The sequence below is a fragment of the Sphingobium sp. LB126 genome (assembly GCF_002795205.1).
GTDB lineage: Bacteria > Pseudomonadota > Alphaproteobacteria > Sphingomonadales > Sphingomonadaceae > Sphingobium > Sphingobium chungbukense.
Map to the genome: position 1 here is coordinate 87,223 of NZ_NETV01000003.1, position 25,837 is coordinate 113,059.

Genomic DNA, 25,837 nt, shown 5'->3' on the forward strand with positions numbered 1-25,837 from the left:
CGCATTGGCTCGCAGGATATTGCCCATATGCCTGATCTCGGGGCGCTGCGCTCCCGATTGCGGCATGGCGCAACATGGGGATGGGGCGGTTGCATGGATGGTTGGCGCATCCCGTCCTTCGCCAGGGCAGAAGGACGGGACCGGGGCTCTATTCGCTAAGCCGCCGCCCGCGCATGCGCGCGGTCCCCGGCTAACCTCACGGAGCCGAGGCCTGAGCCTCGTCTCCGCCCGTCCGGGTTACGATCCCGCTTGCGGTTGTTCTCGCCGGTGAGGTTTTACACCCCTATTCCTCTCTTGTGTCTGCCTAGTGTGGCATGCGGGGTTGGCGGTCCGTCGAGCATGAGCGGTCCCCCCCAATTTTGACGGCGCCGCCGCGCCGCTGACGCGTCCCGGCAACCCCGACAAAATCGGTTCCCCCACTCCCCGCTGGCGCGGCGTTAACCGGGGTCCGGCCTGTGGCCGGCTTCCCGGTTAACGTGCCTGACCTCCCTGACCACCGCATGCCCTGAGTCAGGTCTCATCCGAGGGGATGAGACAGCAAAAACGCCATGGAGGCTCACATGACCAAGTCTTTCACGAACTTCGCCGACCTCGCCAGCTTCATCGCCGGCGAAACCGGCCATCACGGCCAGAGTTCGATCTACGAGGGTGCTTTCATCGAGCACGACGAACGCGCCAAGCTGTCGCCCGTCGACGAGACCGAGCAACGCGAGATGCCCGATCCCGAGCAAGCCCGCGCAGCGGTGGAAATGGTGATGGCGACGCTGTTCGACGTGTTTCGCGACACGCGGCTCGAGCCTTTCGCGAGCGACCTCGCCTGGGGCTTCGTCAACAGCTTCCATGTCGTCGCCAAGCGTCTCAGCGACCGCGAGGACGACGCGGCCAAGGAGCTCGGAGATCTCGCCCGCAGCTTCGATCCGAGCGAGATCTACGCCTCGCAGCTCGAGGAGGCGCAGCTGCTGTGCCAGACACTGCAGGGGTGCCGCGATGCGATGGAATGCATGCGCGACCATGCCGCCGAAGTCTATCGCGTCGAGACTGGCCGTCCCTACTCGCCGACCCGCGGCAGCCGGGTGTCGAGCGGGGTCACCGCCTCGATGATCGATGCCCGCAACTATCTCGCCGAGCGCGCCCGCGAGCGCCGCGAACAGTTCGCGCCCGAAGGTCCCGTCGTCGCCTTCTCCGGCGGTCAGGTCTGGGACGATCACGAGATGCTCTGGCGCGGTCTCGACTCCATCAAGGCCCGCGTGCCGGAAATGATCCTCGCGACCACCGCGCAGACCAAAGGCTGCGACGCGATCGCCCAGGCCTGGGCGGCAGCGCGCGGCGTGAAGGTCATCCTGTTCCGGCTGGATCGCCGTCTCGGCGCCAAGGCCGCCTTCGTCCGCAACGATCGCCTGCTGGCGCTCAAGCCGGTCGAAGCGGTCATCTGCGAGGGGTCGGGCATCCAGATGAACCTCGCGCAGAAGCTGCGGCAGGCCGGCGTTCCGCTCCATGTCGTGAAGCTGGACCAGCAGGCCCCGCGCCCGGCACCGCAGCGTCAGCAGCGCTGGGCCTGAGCCCGCGCCCGAGAGAGGCTCCGGCATCCGCCGGGGCCTCTCTCTTCCTTTTGCGCGCGACATGCGGAGCGCGGGGGCATCGAACCCCCGCGCTCCGCCGGGGCGAACGCCATGCGGCATCAAGCCGCGTCCAGAGAAAAGGGGGATGAAAGGGTGGCGGTTTGCCCAAGGAGACAAAGTCATGTCCATCCTCTTTCGCATCGCCGTTCCTGCCGACGACACCCTCGCGCCGGTTGCCGTCATCACTGCCCGCCAACTCGCCGCGCTGCGCCGCATCCTTCGCGCCGAAGGCGACCGAATCGGCACCGCGCTCATCGAACCCGACGACATCATCGGCGACAGTTTCGAGGTCCGGGTCTGCCCGCTCGCGCTGGCCACGGTGACGGCCATCTTCGACCATGATCCGGCGGTGATCAGCGTGGTCGAGGAAGCGCAGTTTCGTGCCCGCCGGGTCTGCGTTCACCACTGCGCCAACTCGGCCGAAATAACCATGAGGGTCGCGCTTACATCCGATAGCGGGCTTGAACTCGATCTTGCCTATGGCAACGCCTATGCGCTTCTCGAAGCCTTGGGCGTGGACGCCGAGAGCGTAGGAGAGATCGCCCTTTCGCAGCTCAGGGAGCGCATTGCCGACCCGGCTACGTCACGGCGCGCGATGCGCTTTGGCGTCGAACAGTATCTGCCCCGGCTGAAGCGTCTGGCGGATAGCGCCGATGGAACGGACGACGCCCGCCTCGCCTGGGCCTGATTTCAATGAATTTCCCGCGACAGATCATTGCGAGGGCCGCCCAGCAATCGGTCGATCGCCATCTGCAAATGCGGGGTGCAATTGGTGTCCCGGATCGAATCGAGCACGCCCAGAGCCTCGCGCATCAAGACCAGCGCATAAGCGCGCTGCATCCTCGCATCGCCACCATCGCCTTGCCCAATTTCGCCGCGCAGCATTCGGATCGATAGCATGACCTGCTCCACGAAATGTCGATCCGATGCCTCCAAATCTTCCGGCTTGATCATCCGACTTCCCCTCGCCTCCGCCGAGGCGGAAACGAGAGAGCCATTCCCGCCCAACGCTCCCGCGCGAAGGCGCGGGAGCCGGGGCTTAAGAACACGTCGAGACATGCGCCTACGCTTTTAGAGCCGAGGCTCCTGGACATATGCGCAGGCACCCCGGCGTGAAATCACACCGTGTGCCGTTCTCGACAGGGTTCTTAAGCCCCGGCGCTGCCGTTTTTGCAGCACGCCGAAGCGCCTAGCACAGCGACGAGGACCAACCAAGCGGCACCCCGTTCGCCGGAGTAGCGCCGGGGATTTACTGCCGGGTTACCCGCTCGACTTGCCGGGCAGGAGGCAAGCACGCGTTCGCACATCTCGGCATCAGACGGGGCTTCATCGCCATAGCATGACGCTGGGTGTTCCTCGGCCGTCAAGGATCAGCGGTCGTTAGCGTCCGCGCTCGTGGTGTAATTTCTGGTGTAGATTGAGATGATCGCATGGGGTGGGGCATGCCCCACCCCATGCGATTTCGATCTCGGTGGCCACCGGGCTCATCGGTAAGGTGGAGTTACCACACTTCACACGCCCACCGAGGAGTTGATCCCGATGACCGACGACAGACTACCGCTTGCCGAGCTGATGGCGAAGACTGGAGATGGAGATTTCCTGCGCACGATCGCCGAGAGCGTATTACAGATCATCATGGAGGCCGACGTCGATGGCCTGGTCGGCGCTAGCCGACACGAGCGCTCCGGCGACCGGACGACCTGGCGGAACGGCTACCGCGACCGCAGCCTCGATACCCGGCTCGGCACGCTCAACCTGAGGATTCCCAAGCTACGGACCGGCGCCTACTTCCCTGGCTTCCTGGAACCCAGGAAGACCGTCGAGAAGGCGCTGGTCGCGGTGATCCAGGAGGCGTGGATCGCCGGCGTCAGCACCCGGCGTGTCGACGAGCTGGTGCAGGCCATGGGCATGACCGGCATCTCCAAATCCTCGGTGTCCAAGCTGTGCAAGGATATCGACGAACGTGTCCATGCCTTCCTTAAGCGGCCGCTCACCGGCGACTGGCCCTACCTCTGGCTCGATGCTACCTACCTCAAGGTGCGCGAGGGCGGGCGGATCGTCAGTGTCGCCGCGATAATAGCCGTTGCCGTCAACACCGAGGGCAAGCGCGAAATCGTTGGCCTTCACATTGGACCCTCCGAAGCCGAGCCATTCTGGTCGAGCTTCCTCAAGGACCTCGCACGCCGCGGACTGACCGGCGTGAAGCTGGTCATCTCCGATGCCCACGAGGGCCTCAAGGCAGCGATCACTCGCGTGCTCAGCGCCACCTGGCAGCGGTGCCGCGTCCACTTCATGCGCAATGCCCTGGCCTACGTGCCCAAGGGCCAGAACACCGTCGTCGCCGCTGCCATCCGCCAGGTCTTCCTCCAGCCCGACCATGCCGCCGCGACACAGGTCTGGCGCCAGGTCGCCGACCAGTTGCGTACCCGCTGGCCAAAGCTCGGCGCCTGCATGGACGATGCCGAGCACGACGTGCTGGCCTACATGACCTTCCCCGAGCAGCACCGCGTCAAATTACATTCCACCAATCCACTGGAACGCCTGAACAAGGAAGTGAAGCGCCGCGCCGATGTCGTCGGCATCTTCCCGAACGAGGATAGCATCATCCGCCTCGTCGGCGCCGTCCTGCTGGAGCAGAATGACGAATACCAGCTCCAGCACCGCTACATGCAGATCGAGGGCATGGCCGCCCTTGCTACACCAATGATCGAGGAGGCACAGCCGCTACAGATTACACCCAAGGCCGCCTGAAAATGCAGCCCGCTGGCCACACCCAATTCTACACCACATTGACGGACGCGACCCAGCGGTCCCCCCGATTTTGCCGCCGCTCCGCTGCGCTACCCGGCAACAAAATCGGTTCCCCCGCTGCCCGCTTCGCGGCGGCCATGCCGTCCCTGACCGCCTCAACACCGCGTCCCGCTGAGCCCATCCTCATCGATGAGAGATGGGGAGCACGGCATCATTCTGATGGAGGCTCTTATGGACAACCTTTCCGACGATCTCCGGGCGCTGTTCAACGCTCCGATCTGCCCGTACTGCGCGACGCTCTACGATCCTGAGCAATATGACGAGGTCGATGAATGCGCCCGCTGTTCGAACTGCTGCAGGGCATACCAGGTCGCGGCCGAACACCGCCCACCACAGCCGCACATTCCGCAAGATGACCCGCTGTCGGCAGCCGCCCAATCAGATAGTCTGGCCCAGTTTCGGGACGAGGCGGGCCGCGTTTCGAAAGCCATGATGCGCCAGACCGCCGGAGGAAGCTACCAAATGTACGAACGCTGGTTCACAGAAGCGCTCGGGCCTGCCATCGACAAGCTCGATCCGGTGCTCCGGCCCCAGGCAATCACGATCGCCAGCGAGCTTGGCTATATCGCCGATACCGAGGTCATGGCGGCCGGCTTCGGTCCAGGCCTATGCTCGATCAGCGGCATCGATGAGCATTTTTGCCATTGCGGCCGGCATCCCTGACGACATCGGGGCCGGGTATCCGCTCGGCCCCTTCTTCTCATCCATCGCCGAACTCGTTCCGGCTCGCTCGCGTGCCGCGCGGACCCGTCGGTCCGCACGCCGCTACGCCTTGCCGCAGCGTCCCGACGAGGGGAAACATCTCTCACAGACTTCCCATTATGTCGGACGGCCGAGACCGCCTCAAGGACGGTGGGGCCCCACCATTTTCTTCGGCGGATCGAGCGCGGCGCTTCTCCTTCGGCGTTGGCGGCCGCCGAAGAAAATCGTGACCCCCACCGCCGCTCACGCGGTCGCTTCGCGATCCTTGACCCGGCCTCGGCCGCCCGACGCGCCGCTCCTGTCATTCAAGACCGACAGGAGCCTATCATGCAGATCATCTCGACCAGCGCCGCCGCCGACAACGCCGCCTTCTTCGCCGCCATCGCGAATGCCGAACGCCGCGCGCTTCACAGCTACTTCGACCAGCATGTCGTGGCGGACGAGGAGGCCGGCTACATCACCATCGACGAGGGCGATTACGGCGCGCTGCCGATGACGATCATAGACCGGATCGTCCACAGCGTGCCGGGCGGACGGCTTGACGAATTCTGAGACAGATGGGGAGGGGCGCGTCTGCGCCTCTCCCTTTTTTTGCTGTGGGGTCAGAACGGACATGGAGGGCATCGAGCCCTCCATGTCCGTGCCGCGAGCATGCTCGCGGCGGGGGCTGTTCACGCCGTCAGGCGCTTTTCCACTTCGTCTATCCCGAGGCTCCGAATCCGGCCGAGAAGGTTCCCCAGCCGCTTTGTCTCGAGTTTGAGAAGACCGGTCTTCTCGATGGCCTGAATGGCTGCCTCGCGTTCCTTCTCTTCCAGTCTTTGCCGCCGCTCTTCGAGCTTGCGGACATCCTTTTCGATCGCGGCTCTTTCCTGTTCCAATGTGCGTGCCATGAAGGGCCTCTTGGTTCACGCTGATCGGGCTATGAACCGCGACACTATAGCCTCTCGCGACCGGCCTCGAAAGCGGAACGTCGCCGATGTTTTTCGGTGCACTTTTCCTCGTGCAAACAAATCCCATCAGCGTCGTTCACAACGCTAAGACGCGCAGACTGGCAGTCTCGCTTCGCGTAATCACGCCTTGCACGCCGTTCCGTCCAAAGGACGGCGAGGCGCCCCGCCGAAGGCATTTTTCATCCCAGACCATCTGTGTCACATGACGACCCGAGGGTGGAGATCTGCCCTGGTACAGAGCAGCACACCCTACGCACCAGGGTGCAGGAGCTTTCTTCGCGTTTTCAAGAAGATGAGGCGAAAACCGCGCGTGTTCGCCTGTGGGACGCATGTGGCGCCCACACGCAAACCGCTATTTTGCGGGCATTTCAGTGTGTTACGCGAGAACACGGGCCGCTCGCCAGATCGAGAATTCTTGCCATGCGGGCATGGCTGAACTATAAGACGGGCAGGTTTCTGAGACCCCACCAGCCTCCCTGCTAGGAGGCCTGGTTTTGATGACCCCCAACAAGCATTGCACGGTCAGGCTCGACCGCAGCAAATATGACCGTCTAGTCGCGATCGCGGCCGAGCGCGAATGCACCGCCTCAGACCTCATCCGGCACGCGGTCGACGCCTTCCTTGGAGCCGGCCAGATTCTCGCTGGAAGCCAGCGGCGGCTCGCGCGGATCAACGAGTTTCAGCACCTCGCTCTCGACATCATCATCCGCGAGCAATTCCCCGAATATCGCGATCGCATCCTCGCTGAAACCGACAAGCGTCTGGAGACCTACCATGGCGCGTAAGGACATTCGATCGAACGGGCGCAACATCCCCCTCATTCATCACAGCGCGCGCGGAAATGTGCAGCGCAACTCAGGCAATTTCACGCGCGGAAGCCAGCTCCTCACGCACGAGATGCTGATGTGGTTCTCGGGCGCGAAGCTGCCCTTCCTGCTATGGTTTTTTGTCTTCCTCATAGCCTTCTGCCTCATCCTCGCCGTGAAGCTCGACGAGCACGGCGTCCAGCTCATCGGAATGAAGCTCTATTCGGCCTTGTGGAACTGGATCGACCTCGATCCGAACAAGCGCGTCAACGTCACGCTTCCCAGCGGAGACGTCCTTCGCACCGTGATGCCGGCAGTCCCCTACATCCCCGAGGTGATCAGGGCATGGACCGTCGCCATGAGAGGACTGTTGGGCGCGTTCCTCATCTCGGCCTTCATCACCATTCCGTTGACCATTTGGTTCATCGACATCTCGCATCGACGCGGCCGCGCGATCCTTCAGGAACGGCATGAACGCGGCGCCATGCTTGTCGACCACGATATCCTTCTCAACGAGATCAATGAATATAATCGCGAGAAGTTCGAAACCGAGGCGGTCGAACTCTTTCCCGGGAAGTCGCCGCGGGACGTCCTCGCGCTTCCCTTCGCCGTGCGCAAGGCAGCCGGAATCCACCATCCCTACAAGCTCGCCGACATCCCTTTCCCCCATCGGCTCGAGCAGTCGCATGCGATGCTATTCGGAACGACCGGCGCCGGGAAAACGACACAGCTTCGCGATCTGATTGTGCAGATGCGCCAGCGCCAGGACAACGCCGTCGTTTTCGACCTCACGGGCGCCTACGTCGAAGCGTTCTACGACCCGGAACGCGACACGATCCTCAACCCGATGGACCAGCGCTGTCCCGCCTGGACCATCTTCAACGACTGCACGAGCTACAGTCATTTCACGGCAGCGGCTGCCTCTCTCGTTCCGTCCGACGGCGGATCGTCCGAGCCCTTCTGGGCGCTCGCCGCGCGCACTCTCTTCATCGAAATGTGCATCAAGCTCCGCGAGCGCGGCCAAACGACCAATCTCGCTCTCTCCGACAATCTGATGACGGCCGACCTGAAGCGCGTGCACCGCTATCTGGCCAACACAATCGCGGACCCGCTGACCGCCCCGGAAGCTGCACGGATGGCGGAATCGATCCGGGCTGTCTTCAATACCAATGCGCAGGTCCTGCGGTTCCTCCCCGACGAGGGCGAGCCTTACTCCATTCGCAGGTGGATGACGGCCGACAAAAGGCCCGGCGCCATCCTCTTCATCACCTCCGATTATGAGGACCTGGAGCTGAACCGTCCGCTCCTGACGCTCTGGACGAACCTGTCCATCACGAGCCTCATGTCGATGCCGCGGACGAACAGTCTGCGCACCTGGTTCGTGTTCGACGAACTCGCCGCGCTCCACCGTCTGCCGGCCATCGAGAAGGGACTTCAGACCGCACGCAATTTTGGCGGAGCAATGCTCCTCGGCCTCCACAGCTTTCCGAAGCTCGTCGAGGTCTACGGCGAAGAAGGCGCTCGAAATCTTGCTTCGCTAGCACGCACCAAGCTGATCCTCGCCACCGGCGAATATAAGACCGCCGAAGAATGCTCCCTCTACATCGGAAACCGTGAGGTTCGCCAGATGGATGAGGCCTATTCTTACGGCTATAACAACACGCGCGACGCTTCGACGCTGACTCCGCGAAAGCAGGTCGAACCGCTTGTCCTTCCCGACGACATCACCAACCTTCCGGCGCTTCACGGATATGTCAAATATCCGGACGGATTCCCCGCAGGACGGATCAAGCTCGAATGGAAACGATACCCCGTTGTCGCCGAGGGCTTCATGCCTCGCGCCAATGTTCAACCCGTTCGATCAAGGCGCGGAGAAGGGGCGTTCGAGGAGGATGGGGCAGGGGAAGCCGGCGGGCGGGACGGCTCGTTGCTGGTGATCGACGAGATTCTGGAATCTCCCAATCTCGCGCGGGATTTGGCCGCCGGGATATTGTCGGCGGAAGCAGAAGAAGAGGGGAACGCGGCGGCACGGGCGGCGCAGGGCACGGACGACCGCGGTGATCAGGGATCGGTAAAGGGTGAAAGCGCCGAAAAGGCGCCCGCGGCACCGGCCCGATCAGACGAGCAGGCTGTTGCGGCGCGGGATCGCGACGATCGGAGCGATGGCCATCGGCAGGGTCAGGGGACGCCCCAGGTCGAGGATCAGACGCTCGCCGAACTGCGTCAGGACTTCTCGGCCGGCCGTGACGACAACGATCTCGATATGGGCATCTGATGCTCTCCGTCGCCCCGATCCGCTCGGCCGCCGGGTCCGCGAATTATTTCGCGAAGGACGACTATTACACCGTCGAGGATTCGTCCGAGGTCAGCGCCTGGGCAGGGGAAGGGGCCGACATCGCTGGTCTCTCTGGCGAGGTGTCGAAGGACGCCTTCGAAGGGATTCTAAACGGGTTCCTGCCGAGCGGGGAAGGGGTCGCCCAGGTCGAGAACCGCCGGCACGGCCTCGACCTTACCTTTTCGATGCCGAAGTCCGCGTCGGTGATGGCCTATGTCGCCGGCGACAAGCGCGTGCTCTCCGCCAACATGGCGGCCGTCAAGCAGACGATGGCCTGGGTCGAAAAGAACCTTGCCGAAGGCCGGCGCGACGTCGACGGCCGCAAGGTTCCGGTCCAGACCGGCAATCTCGTCTATGCGCTCTTCCAGCACGATACCAGCCGGGCGCTCGATCCGCAGGGCCATATTCACGCTGTGATCGGCAACATGACGCAGATGCCCGATGGCAAGTGGCAAGCCCTTCACGCCGACAAGATCTGGAGCCACAACAGCATCATCGGCGCGATTTACCACAGCTACCTGCGGACGGCGCTCGAGAAGATCGGCTACACTGTAGAGCTTCGCGGCAAGCACGGAACCTTCGAGATCGTCGGCGTGCCAAAGGCCGCGCGTGAGGAGTTCAGCCAACGGCGCGAGGACATTCTCAACAAGGCGGCCGAAACCGGCATAACATCCCACAAGGGCCGCGACCAGATCACGATCAATACCCGCGATCCCAAGCTCGACGTCGAGGATCGCGGCGCGCTCAGGCAAAGCTGGATCGAGCGGGCCGCTGCGCTCGGTTTCGACGGAAAGGACCTGCGCGCGGCCGCGGAAGCGCGTGCTGGCATGATGACCGCGGTCGGGCCGCTCGAGCGCGGCTATCGCGCGATCGTCGATGCCATCGATCTCGCGCGCAGCCGGCTCGGCGATTTCCTTCGCCCACACGACCCGTTAGTCGACCATGCGCTCGCGCGCGCGGTCAAGTCACCCGAAGAGGCCCGCACGCAACTCGCGGTCGCATCGGCCGTCCGCATCCTGTCCGAACGCGAGGCGGCCTGGCCGCTTCATATGGTGTCGAAGACTGCGCTCGATCTCGGTCTCAAAGGCGTCACCGTCGAAAGCGTCGAGCGCCGGATCGATCAGCTCGTCCAGAATCGGCAGATCGTGATGGGAACTGCCCATGCCACGGACCGCGACGGCAAGATGGTGACGACCCAGGAGGCGCTGCGCATCGAGGAGAAGATCCTCGACCTGGTGAAGGAAGGCAATGGCGCCGCAAATCCCGTCCTGTCTGCTGCCGACGCGCCCGCGCGCCTTCAGGCAGTCGCGGAGCATCCACTCAATCCCGGGCAGCTTGCCGCCGCGACCCTGATCCTCTCCTCTGACGATCGCACGATCACGATCCAGGGAAAGGCGGGCACGGGCAAGTCCACGATGCTGCAGGCGGTCTCGCGCGTCGCGGAGGCCGAAGGCCGTACGATCCGGGGTCTCGCGTTCCAGAACAAAATGGTCGGCGATCTCGCCGAGGGCGCCGGCATCCAGGCCCAGACGATCGCCTCCTTTGTCCTCGCCCACGAGCGCTTCATCGCCGAACGGAACACGCCGCGCTATGAAGCGGCGCGGGAAAGGCTCGCCGGCACCATGCTCCTCGTGGACGAGACCTCGATGGTCTCGGCAAGCGATATGCTGAAGCTTCACCAGATCAGCGCGGCGATGGGCGTCGACAAGCTCGTCCTCGTCGGCGACAGGCAGCAGCTCTCCTCGATCGACTGGGGCAAGGCCTTCGCCATGATCCAGGCTGCCGGCGCGACGATGGTGCGGATGACCCAGAATATCCGCATCGGGAAGCCGGGCCAGCCGCTAACCGAAGAGCAGCAGAAGCTGAAGGTTGTCGCCGAACTCGCGAACGTGGGAAAGGCGGGCGCCGCCATGAAGGTGCTCGGCGAGCATATCGTGGAAGAGAAGGATCCGGCCGCCGCCGCGGCCGATAGTTGGCTCGGCCTTTCACCGGAAGAGCGTGAGGCGACCGCCGTATTCGCATCAGGCAGAGACGCGCGCGAGACTATCAACAAGCGCATTCAAGCCGGATTGATCGCCGAAGGAAGCGTCAAGGGCGAGGCGCTCCAGCTCACAGTCTATGATCGAGTGAATACGACGCGCGAGGAATTGCGCTATGCGTCGACCTATCGCCCCGGCCAGACCCTCGAGGTGGGTCGGGGCGGGGCGCAGGATGTCGGCATCCAGGCCGGGCGATACGATGTCCTCAAGGTCCATGCCAGTGGCAAGGTCGACCTCGCAGACGGACGGCGCAGGATCCGCTTCGATCCGCAGAAGCTGTCGCCGGCAGAGCAGCGGGACCGGCTCCAGCTCTCCGAGAAAAAGCCGCTCGATATCCACGAGGGCGACCGCATCCGCTGGACCGCGAACGACAAGGGCCGCGGGCTTCACAACGCCACCCTCGCCCGGGTGGTGAGCGTCGACGGCTCCGGCGTCACGGTAGAGACGGCGGGCAAGGAGCAACTGACCCTGCCGATGGGCGATCCGATGCTCTCGCGCCTCGACCTCGCCTACTCGCTGAACATGCATATGGCGCAAGGCATCACAACCGACAGGGCGATCGGCGTCATGTCCTCATTCGAGCGTTTCCTGTCCAACCAGCGCCTGTTCAATGTCCTCGTGACGCGCGTGCGCGACGGCCTGACGATGATCGTTGACGACAAGGAGAAGCTGGCACGGCAGCTCGACATGAACCCGGGCAACAAGACCTCTTCGCTCGAAACCGTCGGCCGCCTCGACATAGATGGGAACATGGCCAAGGGCGCGAAGGCGCGCGAGGATTTCAATCCCGGCCCGATCGACGGCGTCGACCTGTCCGATCTCCCGCCGCTGCCTGACGACCTGCCCCCGCTCCCTGACGCCGGCGCCGCAGCGCCGGTCGGAAAGGACCAGGCAGCGAAGCCCGAACCGAAGCCCGACCGGGCGGAACAATTGCCGCCGCTGCCCGAGCGCAGCCTCGGCCTCGATTTGTAGCATGAAGCCGCCGGCGCGGCGCCGGGGGCGAAAGGAAGGAGACGAAACGATGGCATGGGAATTTGAGCAGGCCGGCAAGTTCGGCAGCGAGAAGGCGGCTGACGATTATGCCAGGCGCAACAATCTCGATCCGCGCGATGTGCAGATCACCCGCAAAGGCGGGGAAGTGGAGCTCAGCATCCGCCGATCGGCGCTCGACGGGCGCAACCTGCGCGACAATGGCGAAGGCCGGCGGGATGGGTGGGGCTGAAGGAGGCGGTCATGGAATTCACTCAGCGCCGCGGCGACGCGCCCCCTCGGGCAATCGGAGGATAACCGCGCATGGGCATCGACGATCGAGACTATATGCGCGAGCGGCAGCGCGCGCGGAGCGGAAGCACGCGCTGGAATGACCGAGCCGGGCGCGTGGAGGGCGCCTGGTTCGACCCGGCCATTCGAAGCTTCGACTATCAACGCGGACGCTGGCGGGGCTCCAGGCGTTCCAGCCCTGTTCGATATATTCCCTTTGCCCTGAGCCTCCTCCTCATTCTGATCCCCCTCTACGGCGAAGCTCAACGGGCGGGCTGGCTGCCGGATCGCGAGGCGGCGATGCCATTTCCGGAATCAGGGTCGGTAACTGTGGCGAGTTGGGCGATGCACGAACCCGTTAGCAGCTTCCTCACCGTCGAGACGGCGGACAGCAATGCCGTCGTGCAGCTCATCGACCCGACCACCGGCCGACACGCCATTTCGATCTATGTCTCGAAAAATGACCGGATTCGCGTGCCGGTGCCGCAGGGCACATTCCGGCTCCGGCTCATCGAAGGTCAGAAGTGGCACGGACCGGTGCGCTATTTCGGGTCGAATACATCCTACGAGACAGCCGCTGAACTCATGATCTTTGCACCTCGGGCCGGCCACATCATTGACCTTCATCGGAGGCCCGATGGCAATCTCAAAACGCGTATGATGTTGTCGCGCCCCGAAGCTCTGTGATTCCGGACGCGTAAGTGTGGTCAGCGGCGCACGCGCGATAGGACCCGGGCGGCGACATTGCTGCGAACCGCGAGCTTGCGGCCATAGCGTAATGCCGTAGCGGGCGAGCTCCAGCGCAGCGCCTGGGCTATTCCCGCGCCGTCCTCTCCGGCAGCAAAAAGGTCCTGGGTCAGGCCGACGCGAAGGGAGTGAGTGGACAATGCCTGCACCGCGGCGGTCAACTCGCTGGCGGGGAGACTCACCAATCCCAGTTCGAATGCTGCAAGCGCGACGCGTCGGTAGATGCCGTTGACGCCCTGGCGTGTCAGCGGCGCCGTTCCGATGGAATAGGTCGTTCGGGCGAGCGCCGTTTCAGAATCGCTGGCGCGTACGCGCCGCCGATCGACTCCGACCCTGCGGAACAGGGGGCCTTCCTCGATACCGCTCGCTTCCAGCCAGGCGCCGACCCGCCGCATGGTCTCGGCCGACAGCCATGCCCAGGCGCCTTCGCCTTCCTGGTCGGTCTTGGAGAAGGGGATGAACAGCGTCGCCGAACCATCCTGCTGGGGATCGATATGCACAGCTTCGACCACCGTGAGTTCGCTTACGCGCAGCCCCGCGTCATATCCGAGCGATAGCAGGGCAGCGTCGCGCAGCCCCTGCAGGTCGCCGCCGCAGGCATCGAGAAGCGCAGCGAGGGTGAATCCCTTGGTGACATGGCTGTCCAGTGCCTTGCCGAGCCGCAATGGCGCTGCCTGGCGCTGCAAGGCTCCTCTGCGCCTGCGGACGGCCTTGAGCGCCGCGCGCACCATCGGTGCGTCGGTAGGCGCGGCTTCGCCCGCCAATCCCATCATGCGGTGGACCGTGCCGAGGCTAGCGATCCGGCGCGCGAGCGTCGCGGGCTTCTTGCCCCTGCCATCGAGCGCATTCACATAGCGAACCAGATCTTCGGGATCGGCGGGCAGCGGTGAGCGGCCTTCCTCACCGCACCAGCCGCTCCAGCAGTCGAGATCGGCGGCGATCGCCGCCTTTGTCGCGTCGGCCATGGCCGCCAGCGTCGTCTCGAGTCCGAGTTGGCTGATCGGCGGCAGATCCGCTGGAACGATGCTGGCGATCGTGCGCAGCAGCCGCATGTCGACGGTCTCGGGATCCGCGTTTGGCGATCGCGTCGGCAGCGCGGCATCGTTGGTCCGGACCACCACGATTTCGGCGTCGGAACGGCTGGCGGGTTTTTCGGCCATCGTTGCTACGCGCCCTTGCGCCGGGCATTGTGCTCATGCGGCACAAGGCGCGGCACATTTGTGCCGCGTGATTTCGCTGCCATTTTCGCGATCGTCATTTTGGCCCTTCCCTGCTGTTTCCGCGCACTTGTTCTTACCATAACGATCAATTATGGTAAGTGACAGATCGCGCGGGGAGGGCGGTTTTTGGGGCTGTTTTACAAGCTTTTCCGATAATGCTGATCAGAGCGCGATATCGACGCGCGTGCAGGACGGTCACGATGCCCGACGGATCCATCCGACAGAAACGCCAAAAGACATAGTGATGCTCATGGCGGCCGAAAAAGCCCTCGACCCCGAATTCTGCCGGAATGGCGCGCCATCGCGTTTCGCGCCTAGCGATCCGATCGAAGCAGTCGAAGAGGCCGCGAATGTAGGCATCCGCCTTGGGCCTCGCCCCAGCGGTCGCGTACAGGCATAAATTTCGCCCAGCCGCCCTCCGGCGCATTGAATGCCTGCGTAAGCTCTGCCTTGAGGCGACCAAACTGCTCGGCTTGAGCCGTTCCTTGTCCCGGCGGATGAGGTCGCGGACATATTCGCTGACATTTTCGTAGGAGCCTTCGGCGCCGACATGTGCCATGACGAAATCGCCTAGTGCGCCCCTGATCCGAACATTGAGCGTAACAGGCTTGCTCATGGCGATAACCTCCTGTTTGATATTCTGGACAGGATCAAGGGCAGACTAAGCAATGCTGGGTGCCTCCGCTGCTTCCCGCCCTTCGTCAGAAAATTCTGGAAACTTTCATACATTGGAAGTATCGGGAATTTCATGTCCTCCCTGGCGCAACAGATCACGGCAGCGGGTCTGGCCGATCATATCCTCAGCGAACGCCAGCTCGGCAATCTGCTGGGCGGCGGAGACGCCCGGCGCTACGGCCTGGTCAATCGGGCGCTCAAGGATGGTTCCCTGCTCCGCGTGAAGCGCGGCACCTACCTGCTGGCTAAGCGCTATCGGGCCGAAACCATCCATCCCTTCGCCATTGCGCAAGGTCTGATGCCGGGTAGCTATGTCTCTTTCGAAAGCGCGCTCGCCCATCATGGCTGGATCCCCGAAGCGGTCTTTGTGACCGCGGGAGTGACGCCTGGCCGCAAAACGCTCCGCTTTGAAACGACAGACTTCGGCACGTTCAGCTTTCATCCGCTCGCTATCGCGGATTATCAGTTCCTGGCCGGCGTCGATCGCGTGCAGATGGGCAAGCTCATCGCCTTCGTCGCACAGCCGCTGCGGGCCTTGTTGGACCTCGTTGCCCTGCGCAAGCAGCAGTGGGCGGGCATCGAGTGGCTGACCCATGGCATGCGGATCGACGAGGACATGCTCCTCGGGCTCCGACGGAAGGATTTCGCCAAGCTGAAACCGGTCTACAAGCACAAGGCCGTGAACAGCTTCCTCGCCGCGCTCGAAAGCACTGTCATGGCCAGGAAGGTCCGCTCAGCACATGATTGACATCATCCAGGAGAAACTGCGCCGCTACGATCCCGCCAATGCGCTAGAGGAAGAGAATGCGGTCAAGGAAATCCTCCAGGAAATCGCGCTCTATGCCCTTTGGCGCGGCGACTTCTTCGACGTCGCGCTATTCCAGGGCGGCACGTCCCTGCGCATCCTGAACAGCCTACCGCGCTTCTCGGAAGATCTCGACTTCCTGCTGCGCCAGGCCGACCCAGACTTCGACTGGACGCCTTATCTCAAGACCCTGATCGAGGTGTTCGGCCAGTTCGGGCTGAAGCTCGATGCTCTGCCCAGGGCGAAGATGGACACGGCTATCCGCCAGGCGCTGATCAAGAACGATTCCATCGCGAGCCAACTCGACCTGTCTTTTGCGGGCGCTGGTAAGCCAAAGACGATCCGGATCAAGCTAGAGATCGACGTCAACCCACCTGCGGGTTCGGGCGAGGCGTCCAGCTATCTCGATTTTCCAGCGGACCACGAAGTTCGGCACCAGGATCTGCCGTCCAATTTCGCTCTCAAGATTCATGCCTTGCTATGCCGGGGTTTCCTCAAGGGTCGGGACTGGTTCGATTTCTCCTGGTATGTCGCCAAGGGAGTAACGCTCAATCTGGCCCTCCTGCGCAATGCCCTCATCCAGGCCGGTCCCTGGGCGGGAGATAATCACATCGCCGTCGACATGCCCTGGCTGAACGAAGCGCTGGGCAGCACGATTGCGAAGATCGACTGGAAGGCCGCCGCTGACGACGTGCGGCGTTTCCTGCGGCCGGCCGAACTCAGGTCGCTTGATCTGTGGAGTGAGCGCTTTTTCCTCGCCAAACTGGAAAAACTGACGTCGACTTCTGGTCACGCTTGAGCGGCAAACCTCCAGCGCTATCATGACACCGCCGCGCGAGGCTGGCCGTGCATTCCGCGAATGTAGAAGTCTCGCTGATGCTCACTCGTGGCGACGTTGGGATGCAGCGCGGCCCGGACGGCGGGCGTTATCGTATAGACCGCATGTCGCTGCGCCCCGCGGTTCTCATGATCCACCAGGAAACCCTGATAGTGGCGTTCGATAAGACCCGCCCGCACCAGCTCGGACACGGCCCGGCTGATCGCCGTCATGCCCGTATCCCGAATGCGCTCGCTGACTTGCGCTTCCACGATCCGTTCAGCTTCAGCCGTGTCGGCCGGCAGCTCGCCCTTCGCGGCGAGCGCCGCCCGCACCTTGCCGGCGGTCGCGCGACGCTGATGGTACCGCGCCCCGCTCGGCGCGATCGCGGTCGCCAGCCATTCACGGATCGGTACCAGAGCCTCGCCATCGCGCACGAGCGGCCCGGCCTGCCCATTCGCCCGGGCGACCCGCGAAATAAGGTCGAGCACCATGAAGGTGTAGCGCGGACGCGCTGAATGTTCGGCGATCGTGCGGACGATATCGGGTATTCCGATTGTCCGGCGGGCGGGCGGAGGTGCGAAAAGGTCCTGCTGAAACATGGAACGAATCAAGCACAAAGTTAGACTCATGTGAATCCCCCAATTACTCACAAAGACGGTCATTTGGCGATTTTGCCACCAGTGTCACTTTACCGCTGGGCAAGGTAAAGTGACGTAGTTGTCATTGTTCGGCGCTTCCCTCTCTCACGCGCGGATGAAGCTGTGCTAGAGCGTGGCGATGGATCTGGACCAGTTTCGCTCCTCCGCTGCCTCCATAGCCGCGCCGGTCGCTCGCCCATTGTTCCGGCTCACAACGGATCTCGACCTGCCGCCGCTGCCCGGGCATGCGGCCGCATCCTCGCGCCACTCCATGGCGAACCTGCTGGAGGAACTCATCGACGCTGCGGGCTGCAATGAAATTCCAGCCCCCGCCCGCGCACCCGATCAGCCCTCTATCGTTGACCTGTTCGGAGCGTTGAAGACGGCCGCTGCCGGCTTCGAAGTGGCTCCCGGCGTGGGCCTTGCCGAACACTTCTGGACGCACCCGGTCGCTCTACATAATGGCGAGGCCGCCGCCTCCCTTCTGCGCACCGCACGCAACGGGCATTCCATACACGGTTTCGCCGTCCTCTATGCCACCGATGTCCGGCCGCCATTGCTCTATGGCCCCAATATGTCGCCGCTGCGTGTGACAGGAACGATCGGCACCGAAAGCGACATCGAGGGTCCTTACCTCGCGCTCGTTGCCTTCGAAGGCGAGCCGGACGGTCGCGCCGCAGCGATCGAAGCGTACGCAGCCCCGATCTTCCATGCTCGACGGTTCATCCTCGTTCGTTCGGAACTCGATCGGGATGTGCTCCGCGCTCTCGAGCATCTTCAAGCGGCGCTGGATGCCCACGGCGTCGAATGTGCGATCCACCGCGTCCGACCGGGTGCAGACGACGAACGAACCCTGATTGAATTGGTCATCTCGAACGCGGTAGGTGGCCGGCGCATGCGGCTGGCGATCGATGCGACGCGTGAGGCCACGCGGTGCCAGGCCGAGCGTACATCTCCCGGGTTCGTGGTAACGCACCGGAACTGGAGGGACGGCAGCTTCATCGCTTGGCTCGCGCAAACGGTAATAGCTGACGGTCGAACAATCCCCGCAATTGCATAACCAGGCCCATCGCGAGAGGCAGGCTCGCGTCACTATCCTCGCTACCCCATCGCGATGCGGTTCCGTCTCCGCCTGCAGCGGGTTCAATATCCGCTTTTTCGTGGAAGCCAGCGCGGTTCGATCAGAGGTACCGCCAACGTGCGATCAGGCTCTTGAATCGAACTTTGGCCTCACTAGCTCTGCAATACCGGACGCCATCCGGGTCCGGATGGACATAGAGGGCGTCGGCTCTCGCATACCGACGCTTCTCATGCCCAAATTGCTTCGTTGGAGGATTTGGAAATGAGAACCAACTTCGACTTTACGCCGTACAGGCGATCAACGGTCGGCTTTGACCGTCTTTTCAACCTGCTTGAGGCGGGAGCACGCGAGGACGACGGCTATCCGCTCTTCGATATTGTGAAGCTTGGCGATGACAGCTTCCGCATCACCTTGGCGATCGCAGGGTTCAGACCCGACGACATCGAGATCGTGGCGCAGCAGAACCAGCTCACCGTGACCGGCAAGCGCGCCGATGATGCGGACAAGGGAGAGTATCTCCACCGAGGCATCGCGTCTCGATCGTTCGAGCGACGCTTCCAGCTTGCCGACTTCATCGAGGTCGGAGCGGCGAGCTTCGAACATGGACTGCTCTCGATCGAACTCCGGCGTGTCGTTCCTGAAGCAATGAAGCCGCGCCGAATCGAAATCGGCGGCGGAGCCCCGGACGGTCGCCAAATCGGCGAGGCGAAGGAGAAGGCGAGCGAAGTTGCCTGATCCCGCCGCCGGCCTGCCGGCGCCGCTTTCGTCCCTCCCGCCAGCGGCGGCCGGCAGGTGCCGGCAGGTATCGACAGGATCCAGCCAGAAAGGAGATGCTTATCATGGCTTTTCGTGATCTCATTCCCTGGAGCCGGCAGGAAAACCGGCTGCCTGTCTCGGTCAGCGCCGAACAGGACCGGGACACTCATCCGCTGCAATCGCTTCACCGCGAGGTGAACCGTCTCTTCGACGACGTCTTGCGTGGCTTCAACATGCCCGCCTTTGCCGGGTTTGATCGGCGCGCCGGCTGGCCTCACCTAGAGCTCGGCGAGACGGACAAGGAAATCCGTGTAACGGCCGAACTTCCCGGCCTGGATGAGAAGAATGTGGAGGTGCTGGTCGAGGACGGCGCGCTCACTCTTCGCGGCGAGAAGAAGGCCGAGGTCGAGGACAAGGACCGCGGCTATTCTGAACGAAGCTATGGCCGCTTCGAACGTCGGATCAGCCTTCCGAACGGTGTCGAACACGACAGGGCGAGCGCAACGTTCAAGAACGGCGTCCTGACTGTGACAGTGCCACGCTCCGATAAGCCCGACGAGAGTGTGCGCCGAATTCCGATCAATGGCGGTGCGGCGTCATGAGATAGGCCGGGGGCGCTCTGCTCCCGGCCACCGGCGCTCCGAAGCTCCTGCCCCGGAATTTCAGGAAGCACCATGAGCCAATTTCTCGATTAGCGGGCGGAAACGGGTCTGGTTACCAGACCGTCACCTGGCTTCACGGTCCTGGCGGTGCGCTGCCAGGTCGAGGGCGGTGAGAACACGGTCGATCACTGCTGCTTTGCTCGCGGCCTTTGGAAGTTCGCGAACGGCGAATTGCTGCATCTTCGTCAGATCGTCTCTGGGAATGCTAATCTCGATCGGTAGCATGCCCAACCGTTCGGGATCGACACCCTGTGCGGCTCGGCCCGATGCAAGCAGATGATCGAGCAGCCGCTTACGATCGGCAAAAGTCCAGCGCAGCGCCTCGAGCTCCTGCGGACTGATGGATAGCAACGCGATCGCGAACTCCATGATATCGTCGAACGGCAGGCGCACGCGCGCACCATCCTTGCGGCCGCGTCGCATCCGCTTGAACACCCCTTGATTCACTGAATCGAAATCACGCCGTCGACGGCGTTCCATTCCGTAGGGCGTATCAGCCCTTCATGGGCTATGCGCACAGAATGGAGCGCCGCCTCGATCTCGCGACGCCAGTGGTCGAGAAAATCGAACAGCACGGGAAAGTCTGGAGCGAGATCATATTCCTGCCAGACGAATAGCTGGAGAAGCGAAGGCGCGTCCGGACGATAATAGTGGATTTCCGCAGTCGTCAGGCCATAGCCGCGCAGCTGCGCAATAAATCCCCGGTCGATCACGGCGACGGCTGCGGCCGCTCATGGCCCTGATCAAGCGTGTGCATCGCCGCAAGAATTTCGTCGACTGGGATGGGACGCCTTGCTCCAGGGGGCTTGCGCAAGCCAGGCTGGTTTCTGACCGCGGACCTGTCGGACGCCCAGGACGCCAGAATTGCGCGCTTCACTTCCGGTTCCAGGCTCGGATGCCGGGCAACTTCAAAGGGATGAAGAAAACGGGAAAATGGTTGCGACATTGCTGTGCCTCCTTTCCTTCTCGTCGCTCCATTGTTGTTCGTGGCGCCACGTCCACCGCTGCAAATCTTGGTGCGCGCGTGAGTCGCGTCAAGAGGGCATTCGCGATGACCAAGGCACTGAAATCAGGGCAATTGGCACTCACTCGCGCAGAGTGCCAATATTTTTCGTTGCACCCCTTGAACGGAAAAATCTCCTTTCCTAGCTTCGGAAAGCCTGTCGTTCAGATGAACGAGAGGGCCATCACATATTGTTTTGCATCCGGAGGTTATGCATGCATTTCCGCCCCTTGCACGACCGTGTGGTCGTCCGCCGCATTGAAGCCGAGGAAAAAACCTCGGGCGGCATCATCATCCCCGACACCGCCAAGGAAAAGCCGCAGGAAGGCGAAGTCGTCGCCGTCGGTCCCGGCGCGCGCGATGACAACGGCAATCTCATCGAACTCGCCGTGAAAGCCGGCGACCGGGTCCTTTTCGGCAAATGGTCGGGGACCGAGGTCAAGATCGACGGCGAGGACCTGCTCATCATGAAGGAAAGCGACATCCTCGGCGTGATCGACAATGTCGTCCCGCTCAAGCAGGCGGCCTAGCAGGACCGCCATTCCTCAAGCATTCAGGAAGGAACAAGGAAAGGAGTTAAGCCAAGATGGCTGCCAAGGAAGTGAAATTTGCGTCGGACGCGCGTGATCGCATGCTGCGCGGCGTGGATACGCTTGCGAATGCAGTAAAGGTCACGCTCGGTCCCAAGGGCCGCAATGTCGTGATCGAGAAGAGCTTCGGCGCTCCGCGCATTACCAAGGACGGCGTCACCGTCGCCAAGGAGATCGAGCTCAAGGACAAGTTCGAGAACATGGGCGCGCAGATGCTGCGCGAAGTGGCCTCGAAGCAGAACGACAAGGCGGGTGACGGAACCACCACGGCCACTGTGCTCGCCCAGTCGATCGTGCGCGAGGGCTCGAAGGCGGTGGCCGCCGGCATGAACCCGATGGACCTGAAGCGCGGCATCGATCTGGCGGTCGGCGCCGTGGTCCAGGATCTCGCTGCGCATGCCAAGAAGGTCAGCGCCAACAGCGAGATCGCCCAGGTCGCCACCATATCGGCCAATGGCGATGCTGAAGTCGGCCGCATTCTCGCTGAAGCCATGGAGAAGGTCGGCAATGAGGGCGTCATCACAGTCGAGGAGGCGAAGAGCCTCGCGACCGAGCTCGAAACGGTCGAGGGCATGCAGTTCGATCGCGGCTATCTCTCGCCCTATTTCGTGACCAACGCCGAGAAGCTCAAGGTCGAGCTCGAGGACCCCTATATTCTCATCCACGAGAAGAAGCTGTCCAACCTGCAGGCCCTCATTCCGCTGCTGGAGCAGGTGGTTCAGTCGGGCCGGCCGCTTCTCATTATCGCCGAGGACGTCGAAGGCGAGGCGCTGGCCACGCTCGTCGTCAACAAGCTCCGCGGTGGGCTCAAGGTCGCGGCCGTCAAGGCGCCTGGCTTCGGCGATCGCCGCAAAGCGATGCTCGAGGATATCGCAATCCTCACCGCCGGCAATGTGGTCAGCGAGGAACTCGGCACGAAGCTGGAAAACGTAACGCTGGGGATGCTCGGCCGCGCCAAGAAGATCATCATCGACAAGGACAACACCACCGTCGTCGATGGCGCAGGCGCACGCTCGGACATCGATGCCCGGGTCGCGCAGATCCGTGCTCAGATCGAGACCACGACCAGCGACTATGACCGCGAAAAGCTGCAGGAGCGCGTAGCCAAGCTAGCAGGCGGCGTCGCGGTCATTCGCGTCGGCGGTGCGACCGAAGTCGAGGTCAAGGAAAAGAAGGATCGTGTCGATGACGCGCTCCACGCCACTCGCGCCGCGGTCGAGGAAGGCATCCTGCCGGGCGGCGGCATCGCTCTGCTCCGCGCGCTGAAGGCACTCGACGGTCTCAAGGCGGCCAACGACGACCAGCAGTCCGGCATCGACATCGTCAGGCGGGCTCTGCGCTCGCCGGCGCGGCAGATCGCCGACAATGCGGGCGAGGACGGCGCCTTCATCGTGGGCAAGCTTCTGGAAAGCAGCGACTACAACTGGGGCTTCAACGCCGCCACCGGCGAATATGAAGACCTGGTGAAGTCGGGCGTCATCGATCCGGCCAAGGTCGTGCGTACCGCCCTCCAGGACGCCGCCTCGGTCGCCTCGCTGCTCATCACTACCGAGGCGCTCGTGGCCGAGCTTCCAAAGGAAGATAAGGCCGCGCCGATGCCGGCGATGGATTACTGACCTCCTGGGCGGGAGGGCATGGCCTTCCCGCCCTTGCTCGCACATCTCTCGAATGCAAGCGGGCCTGCTACATCGACTATCTCCCATTTCTGACCGGACCGGAATCAGGGTAGCTTCGGTCGAGAAATTTCGTAGGATTGTAGGGCGACATTTACGGAGGCCGGTTGGCGTCAATTATGATGGCCGGTAAGCGGCCGCACCGAGTGGTGGGATTTGGGTATCACGCGAGCCTTGTAGTGGCAACGGGCCTTGGGCAACCGGATGTTGGTAATTGTCGCTGGCGCCGGTGGTGAAGGCAGCTGTGGCATTGCGGGAGTAATTGACGGTGGCGACAATTACCTGGTGTCGCAATGCCTTATGCGGAATGCTCCCTGGACGCGAGGTTGGCGACAATTACGATGGCCGGTCCGATGCCGGGCCGGTTGGGTGATTATTGGCTGGTTCGATGCGACTGATGGCGGAGCGTTTTCGGTAGCTCTCGCCGTTCATCTCGATGATGGTTGAGTGGTGAACGAGGCGGTCGATGGCGGCGACACTCATGGCGGGATCTGGAAAAACGTTGTCCCAAGCGGAAAATGGCTGGTTGGCGGTGATCGCGATCGAATGGCGCTCGTAGCGATGGGCGATGAGCTCGAACAGGGCGCTGGTCTCGACCTGATCCTTGCGGACATAGGACAGATCGTCGAGCACGATGAGGTCGTACTTGTCGAGTTTGTCGAGCATGGAGGGCAGACTGAGATCGCGGCGCGCAGCCTGAAGTTTCTGGACCATATCGGTGGTGGAGCAGAACAGGACCCGGCGCCCAGTATCGATAAGCGTATGGCTGATCGCCGAGATGGCGTGCGTCTTGCCGGTGCCCGACTGTCCGAAGAACAACAGGTTGCCCCCATTGTCGATCCAACCATCGCCTGTTGCGAGCGAGAGCAGATGGGGTTTGCGCACACCAGGGGCAGCGTCGAAATCGAAGGTGGCGAAGGTCTTGCCTGCTGACAGGCCGGACTGGTCCCGATGCCGCTGGATACGCCGCGTGGTGCGTTCGGCCATCTCGATCTCGAGAAGCGAGGCGAGCAGTTGAACAGCAGGCCATCCATCCCGATCGGCGGTATCGGTAAGCCGCTTCCAGTTGCGGTTGATGCTGGGCAGGCGCAGGGCCTTGAGCATGGTGGGCAGCACGGCTGCGGCTTGATCCTTGGTCCGGGTCATCAGCGCAACTCCATGCTGGTAAGCAGGCTGTTATATCCGCGCGGATCCGGTGGTGGGATCGTCACCTCGTGCCTGGCTCGAAGGGTCGGAAGAAACTCCTGCCTGAGCGCGGTGACATCGGGGAGACGACCAGCATCGAGTGCCGCGTCGATGCGCAGAGCCAGCGCGTCGACACAATCTCCTCTTGCCGCGATATCGAGCAGGGCGACGGTGTCACGGCAGGCTTGGTGGGCATCAAGCTGGTCGTCGAAGGCTTGCCATGCCCGCCTGTAGGCGTGGGCGGGGAACAGGGCGTCGCGGTATACCAGGTTCCGCAATGCCCCGGGCTTGCGCCTCAGGTTGGCGATCATGTGGCGAAAATCGATCTGGTGGCCTCTTTGGGGATGCGGCATACGGACCCGTGGGGTGGTCATCACCTTGTCGGGGCCGAGGAATAGATCGATGCGGTCATCGAAGAGATGGGCGTGCAGCCGACGACCGACCAGGCGGGAGGGGACCGAATAGATGACCCTGTCGATAGGAACGGTGCCGTTACGGCTGACATCAACCGCGATCATGGCAAAGTCTGTGGTGCGGTGTGCTGGCAGGCGTCCCAGCAGGCGGCGTTCCTCGTCGACGAGCCTGGCCTTGCGGCGGTTCTGCTTGGCGACTTCGGCTTCTACAAAATCGCGCCAGGCGCCGAGGCTGTCGAAGTCCCGGCTGCCCCGGCGACGCAGGGCTTGGTCGAGGCGTCGCTTGAGATGGCCATGAGGGCCTTCGATCGAGCCGTTCTCGTGGGCCTCGCCGCGGTTGTTGCGGGTCGCGATCATGCCGTAATGACGGCAAAGGTCGTCGTAGCTGCGGGTGAAATCCCGCTGCGCATCGGCGTCGAGGTTCTTGTAGGCAGCGGACAGGGAATCGCTGCGGTGCTCGACCGGGACGCCGCCCAGCTTCCACAGCGCATCCTGCAGATGCTCGGACAGGGCGGCAAAGCTCTCGCCCCCCAGTACGACAGCGGCATGCTCCCAGCCACTGCAGGCCAGGCGGAAATGATAGAGCCGGTGGGCGAAAGGCTCGCCGGTGATGGTGACCTTCAGGTCGTCGCAGACCGTGAAATCCGATAGGCCCTGCCGCCCGCTCTCGTGGCGCTGCGGGAAGAATATCTCCTTCTCCTCGCCATGCAGCGCCCGCCAGCGGGCAATCCGACGTTCGAGCGTGCGCCTGATCCTGTCGGGAACGGCCTCTTCGCCAAACTCGTCCTGTAGCGTCTCGAAGATGGTGACGGCGAGAATGCCGTCGATCTTGAGCAACTCCTCGATACGGGGCCAGAAAGGCTCAAGAGGATCGGCGCGGGTGCGCCAATGGCGTCCCTGCTTCTTCTGGGAAGGCAAGCGCGGATCGTTCTCGATCCGGCGTGCGCTACGCTCGCTAATACCGGCCTTGGCGGCCGCAACGGACTGGGTGTGATGGCGACGTTCAACCATGAAAAGAAATACCTGCTGATCGGAAAGGTGGTGGCC

The 25,837-nt window shown here is 63.0% G+C and carries 27 protein-coding genes; 17 read left to right on the forward strand and 10 right to left on the reverse strand.

Going from position 1 to position 25,837, the window contains the following annotated elements; translation table 11 throughout:
* Nucleotides 1-560: 560 nt before the first annotated feature.
* Together CAF53_RS21890 and CAF53_RS21895 are read left to right on the forward strand one after the other, a co-directional pair.
* Nucleotides 561-1,559 (forward strand): DUF2493 domain-containing protein, encoded by a 999-nt coding sequence (locus CAF53_RS21890; protein ID WP_020818467.1) that lies wholly within the window; start codon nt 561-563, stop codon nt 1,557-1,559.
* 181 nt (nt 1,560-1,740) lie between these two features.
* Nucleotides 1,741-2,307 (forward strand): hypothetical protein, encoded by a 567-nt coding sequence (locus CAF53_RS21895; protein ID WP_020818468.1) that lies wholly within the window; start codon nt 1,741-1,743, stop codon nt 2,305-2,307.
* A gap of 2 nt (nt 2,308-2,309) precedes the next feature.
* On the opposite strand, the gene CAF53_RS21900 is transcribed toward CAF53_RS21895, so the two are convergent.
* Complete coding sequence (locus CAF53_RS21900) at nt 2,310-2,573, reverse strand: hypothetical protein (RefSeq protein WP_015460598.1); 264 nt, start codon at nt 2,571-2,573, stop codon at nt 2,310-2,312.
* A 585-nt stretch (nt 2,574-3,158) separates the two neighbouring features.
* Here CAF53_RS21900 and CAF53_RS21905 point away from each other — a divergent pair.
* The 3 genes from CAF53_RS21905 to CAF53_RS21915 all read left to right on the forward strand — a co-directional run bounded on the left by CAF53_RS21905 (nt 3,159) and on the right by CAF53_RS21915 (nt 5,684).
* Nucleotides 3,159-4,370, forward strand: a complete 1,212-nt coding sequence (locus CAF53_RS21905) for an IS256 family transposase (RefSeq protein WP_011950834.1) — start codon at nt 3,159-3,161, stop codon at nt 4,368-4,370.
* A gap of 231 nt (nt 4,371-4,601) precedes the next feature.
* Nucleotides 4,602-5,093: a hypothetical protein gene (locus tag CAF53_RS21910; RefSeq protein ID WP_020818469.1), complete on the forward strand. Its 492-nt coding sequence runs from the start codon at nt 4,602-4,604 to the stop codon at nt 5,091-5,093.
* Between the two features lie 366 nt (nt 5,094-5,459).
* Entirely contained in the window at nt 5,460-5,684 is a 225-nt protein-coding gene (locus CAF53_RS21915) for a hypothetical protein (protein WP_020818470.1), read from the forward strand.
* A 119-nt stretch (nt 5,685-5,803) separates the two neighbouring features.
* Here the strand turns inward: CAF53_RS21915 and CAF53_RS21920 are convergent, their stop codons facing one another.
* Nucleotides 5,804-6,022 carry a hypothetical protein gene (locus CAF53_RS21920; protein WP_020818471.1) on the reverse strand — a complete coding sequence of 73 codons (219 nt, stop codon included), beginning with the start codon at nt 6,020-6,022 and terminating at the stop codon, nt 5,804-5,806.
* A 554-nt stretch (nt 6,023-6,576) separates the two neighbouring features.
* Here CAF53_RS21920 and CAF53_RS21925 point away from each other — a divergent pair.
* The 5 genes from CAF53_RS21925 (at nt 6,577) to CAF53_RS21945 (ending at nt 13,209) form a co-directional block, all read left to right on the forward strand.
* Nucleotides 6,577-6,867 (forward strand): hypothetical protein, encoded by a 291-nt coding sequence (locus CAF53_RS21925; protein WP_025160433.1) that lies wholly within the window; start codon nt 6,577-6,579, stop codon nt 6,865-6,867.
* Nucleotides 6,857-9,163: a type IV secretion system DNA-binding domain-containing protein gene (locus CAF53_RS21930; protein WP_020818473.1), complete on the forward strand. Its 2,307-nt coding sequence runs from the start codon at nt 6,857-6,859 to the stop codon at nt 9,161-9,163. Before CAF53_RS21925 ends, CAF53_RS21930 begins: the two co-directional genes overlap by 11 nt.
* Nucleotides 9,163-12,234, forward strand: a complete 3,072-nt coding sequence (gene mobF / locus CAF53_RS21935) for a MobF family relaxase (RefSeq protein ID WP_020818474.1) — start codon at nt 9,163-9,165, stop codon at nt 12,232-12,234. The genes CAF53_RS21930 and mobF overlap by 1 nt, the downstream gene beginning before the upstream one ends.
* Nucleotides 12,235-12,283: 49 nt before the next feature.
* Nucleotides 12,284-12,484, forward strand: a complete 201-nt coding sequence (locus CAF53_RS21940; protein ID WP_020818475.1) for a hypothetical protein — start codon at nt 12,284-12,286, stop codon at nt 12,482-12,484.
* Nucleotides 12,485-12,639: 155 nt separating this feature from the next.
* Nucleotides 12,640-13,209: a hypothetical protein gene (locus tag CAF53_RS21945; protein ID WP_239659584.1), complete on the forward strand. Its 570-nt coding sequence runs from the start codon at nt 12,640-12,642 to the stop codon at nt 13,207-13,209.
* Between the two features lie 20 nt (nt 13,210-13,229).
* Here the strand turns inward: CAF53_RS21945 and CAF53_RS21950 are convergent, their stop codons facing one another.
* Both CAF53_RS21950 and CAF53_RS28330 read right to left on the reverse strand, forming a co-directional pair.
* A complete protein-coding gene (locus CAF53_RS21950) occupies nt 13,230-14,429 on the reverse strand; it encodes a tyrosine-type recombinase/integrase (RefSeq protein ID WP_020818477.1) in 1,200 nt (399 codons plus the stop codon).
* Between the two features lie 145 nt (nt 14,430-14,574).
* Nucleotides 14,575-15,105, reverse strand: a complete 531-nt coding sequence (locus CAF53_RS28330; protein WP_063619123.1) for a hypothetical protein — start codon at nt 15,103-15,105, stop codon at nt 14,575-14,577.
* Nucleotides 15,106-15,237: 132 nt separating this feature from the next.
* On the opposite strand from CAF53_RS28330, the gene CAF53_RS21965 reads away from it, so the two are divergent.
* Both CAF53_RS21965 and CAF53_RS21970 read left to right on the forward strand, forming a co-directional pair.
* The gene (locus CAF53_RS21965; protein ID WP_020818478.1) at nt 15,238-15,912 is read left to right on the forward strand and encodes a hypothetical protein; all 675 of its coding nucleotides are present in this window, start codon (nt 15,238-15,240) and stop codon (nt 15,910-15,912) included.
* Nucleotides 15,905-16,768, forward strand: coding sequence for a nucleotidyl transferase AbiEii/AbiGii toxin family protein (locus CAF53_RS21970; RefSeq protein ID WP_020818479.1), 864 nt, complete (start codon nt 15,905-15,907; stop codon nt 16,766-16,768). Before CAF53_RS21965 ends, CAF53_RS21970 begins: the two co-directional genes overlap by 8 nt.
* A gap of 20 nt (nt 16,769-16,788) precedes the next feature.
* On the opposite strand, the gene CAF53_RS21975 is transcribed toward CAF53_RS21970, so the two are convergent.
* Nucleotides 16,789-17,388 (reverse strand): hypothetical protein, encoded by a 600-nt coding sequence (locus CAF53_RS21975; RefSeq protein WP_020818480.1) that lies wholly within the window; start codon nt 17,386-17,388, stop codon nt 16,789-16,791.
* A gap of 178 nt (nt 17,389-17,566) precedes the next feature.
* On the opposite strand from CAF53_RS21975, the gene CAF53_RS21980 reads away from it, so the two are divergent.
* The 3 genes from CAF53_RS21980 (at nt 17,567) to CAF53_RS21990 (ending at nt 19,866) form a co-directional block, all read left to right on the forward strand.
* Nucleotides 17,567-18,487, forward strand: coding sequence for a hypothetical protein (locus CAF53_RS21980; protein ID WP_020818481.1), 921 nt, complete (start codon nt 17,567-17,569; stop codon nt 18,485-18,487).
* A 282-nt stretch (nt 18,488-18,769) separates the two neighbouring features.
* Nucleotides 18,770-19,243 (forward strand): Hsp20 family protein, encoded by a 474-nt coding sequence (locus CAF53_RS21985; RefSeq protein ID WP_020818482.1) that lies wholly within the window; start codon nt 18,770-18,772, stop codon nt 19,241-19,243.
* A gap of 104 nt (nt 19,244-19,347) precedes the next feature.
* Nucleotides 19,348-19,866 carry an Hsp20/alpha crystallin family protein gene (locus tag CAF53_RS21990; RefSeq protein WP_025160432.1) on the forward strand — a complete coding sequence of 173 codons (519 nt, stop codon included), beginning with the start codon at nt 19,348-19,350 and terminating at the stop codon, nt 19,864-19,866.
* Between the two features lie 123 nt (nt 19,867-19,989).
* On the opposite strand, the gene CAF53_RS21995 is transcribed toward CAF53_RS21990, so the two are convergent.
* Genes CAF53_RS21995 through CAF53_RS28335 form a run of 3 tightly spaced genes read right to left on the reverse strand, consistent with a single transcriptional unit; the run spans nt 19,990 to nt 20,872 of the window.
* A complete protein-coding gene (locus tag CAF53_RS21995) occupies nt 19,990-20,406 on the reverse strand; it encodes a hypothetical protein (RefSeq protein WP_100239607.1) in 417 nt (138 codons plus the stop codon).
* Nucleotides 20,370-20,639 (reverse strand): usg protein, encoded by a 270-nt coding sequence (locus CAF53_RS22000; protein ID WP_020818485.1) that lies wholly within the window; start codon nt 20,637-20,639, stop codon nt 20,370-20,372. Before CAF53_RS22000 ends, CAF53_RS21995 begins: the two co-directional genes overlap by 37 nt.
* Nucleotides 20,636-20,872, reverse strand: a complete 237-nt coding sequence (locus tag CAF53_RS28335) for a hypothetical protein (RefSeq protein ID WP_021224284.1) — start codon at nt 20,870-20,872, stop codon at nt 20,636-20,638. The genes CAF53_RS22000 and CAF53_RS28335 overlap by 4 nt, the downstream gene beginning before the upstream one ends.
* 272 nt (nt 20,873-21,144) lie before the next feature.
* Between CAF53_RS28335 and groES the strand changes: the two genes are divergently transcribed.
* Nucleotides 21,145-21,459, forward strand: coding sequence for a co-chaperone GroES (gene groES / locus CAF53_RS22010; RefSeq protein WP_037485676.1), 315 nt, complete (start codon nt 21,145-21,147; stop codon nt 21,457-21,459).
* A 56-nt stretch (nt 21,460-21,515) separates the two neighbouring features.
* Nucleotides 21,516-23,135: a chaperonin GroEL gene (groL, locus tag CAF53_RS22015; RefSeq protein ID WP_020818487.1), complete on the forward strand. Its 1,620-nt coding sequence runs from the start codon at nt 21,516-21,518 to the stop codon at nt 23,133-23,135.
* Nucleotides 23,136-23,528: 393 nt separating this feature from the next.
* Here groL and istB read toward each other — a convergent pair whose 3' ends face one another.
* Nucleotides 23,529-24,338, reverse strand: a complete 810-nt coding sequence (gene istB / locus CAF53_RS22020) for an IS21-like element helper ATPase IstB (protein WP_024018982.1) — start codon at nt 24,336-24,338, stop codon at nt 23,529-23,531.
* A complete protein-coding gene (gene istA / locus CAF53_RS22025) occupies nt 24,338-25,801 on the reverse strand; it encodes an IS21 family transposase (protein ID WP_162833671.1) in 1,464 nt (487 codons plus the stop codon). Before istA ends, istB begins: the two co-directional genes overlap by 1 nt.
* Nucleotides 25,802-25,837: the final 36 nt, after the last annotated feature.

Coding starts and splice junctions, on each gene's coding strand:
- CAF53_RS21890 (WP_020818467.1), top strand. CDS start 561: ATGACCAAGTCTTTCACGAACTTCGCCGACCTCGCCAGCTTCATCGCC.
- CAF53_RS21895 (WP_020818468.1), top strand. CDS start 1,741: ATGTCCATCCTCTTTCGCATCGCCGTTCCTGCCGACGACACCCTCGCG.
- CAF53_RS21900 (WP_015460598.1), bottom strand. CDS start 2,573: ATGATCAAGCCGGAAGATTTGGAGGCATCGGATCGACATTTCGTGGAG.
- CAF53_RS21905 (WP_011950834.1), top strand. CDS start 3,159: ATGACCGACGACAGACTACCGCTTGCCGAGCTGATGGCGAAGACTGGA.
- CAF53_RS21910 (WP_020818469.1), top strand. CDS start 4,602: ATGGACAACCTTTCCGACGATCTCCGGGCGCTGTTCAACGCTCCGATC.
- CAF53_RS21915 (WP_020818470.1), top strand. CDS start 5,460: ATGCAGATCATCTCGACCAGCGCCGCCGCCGACAACGCCGCCTTCTTC.
- CAF53_RS21920 (WP_020818471.1), bottom strand. CDS start 6,022: ATGGCACGCACATTGGAACAGGAAAGAGCCGCGATCGAAAAGGATGTC.
- CAF53_RS21930 (WP_020818473.1), top strand. CDS start 6,857: ATGGCGCGTAAGGACATTCGATCGAACGGGCGCAACATCCCCCTCATT.
- mobF (WP_020818474.1), top strand. CDS start 9,163: ATGCTCTCCGTCGCCCCGATCCGCTCGGCCGCCGGGTCCGCGAATTAT.
- CAF53_RS21940 (WP_020818475.1), top strand. CDS start 12,284: ATGGCATGGGAATTTGAGCAGGCCGGCAAGTTCGGCAGCGAGAAGGCG.
- CAF53_RS21950 (WP_020818477.1), bottom strand. CDS start 14,429: ATGGCCGAAAAACCCGCCAGCCGTTCCGACGCCGAAATCGTGGTGGTC.
- CAF53_RS28330 (WP_063619123.1), bottom strand. CDS start 15,105: ATGAGCAAGCCTGTTACGCTCAATGTTCGGATCAGGGGCGCACTAGGC.
- CAF53_RS21965 (WP_020818478.1), top strand. CDS start 15,238: ATGTCCTCCCTGGCGCAACAGATCACGGCAGCGGGTCTGGCCGATCAT.
- CAF53_RS21970 (WP_020818479.1), top strand. CDS start 15,905: ATGATTGACATCATCCAGGAGAAACTGCGCCGCTACGATCCCGCCAAT.
- CAF53_RS21975 (WP_020818480.1), bottom strand. CDS start 17,388: ATGTTTCAGCAGGACCTTTTCGCACCTCCGCCCGCCCGCCGGACAATC.
- CAF53_RS21980 (WP_020818481.1), top strand. CDS start 17,567: ATGGATCTGGACCAGTTTCGCTCCTCCGCTGCCTCCATAGCCGCGCCG.
- CAF53_RS21985 (WP_020818482.1), top strand. CDS start 18,770: ATGAGAACCAACTTCGACTTTACGCCGTACAGGCGATCAACGGTCGGC.
- CAF53_RS21990 (WP_025160432.1), top strand. CDS start 19,348: ATGGCTTTTCGTGATCTCATTCCCTGGAGCCGGCAGGAAAACCGGCTG.
- CAF53_RS21995 (WP_100239607.1), bottom strand. CDS start 20,406: ATGGAACGCCGTCGACGGCGTGATTTCGATTCAGTGAATCAAGGGGTG.
- CAF53_RS28335 (WP_021224284.1), bottom strand. CDS start 20,872: ATGTCGCAACCATTTTCCCGTTTTCTTCATCCCTTTGAAGTTGCCCGG.
- groES (WP_037485676.1), top strand. CDS start 21,145: ATGCATTTCCGCCCCTTGCACGACCGTGTGGTCGTCCGCCGCATTGAA.
- groL (WP_020818487.1), top strand. CDS start 21,516: ATGGCTGCCAAGGAAGTGAAATTTGCGTCGGACGCGCGTGATCGCATG.
- istB (WP_024018982.1), bottom strand. CDS start 24,338: ATGACCCGGACCAAGGATCAAGCCGCAGCCGTGCTGCCCACCATGCTC.
- istA (WP_162833671.1), bottom strand. CDS start 25,801: ATGGTTGAACGTCGCCATCACACCCAGTCCGTTGCGGCCGCCAAGGCC.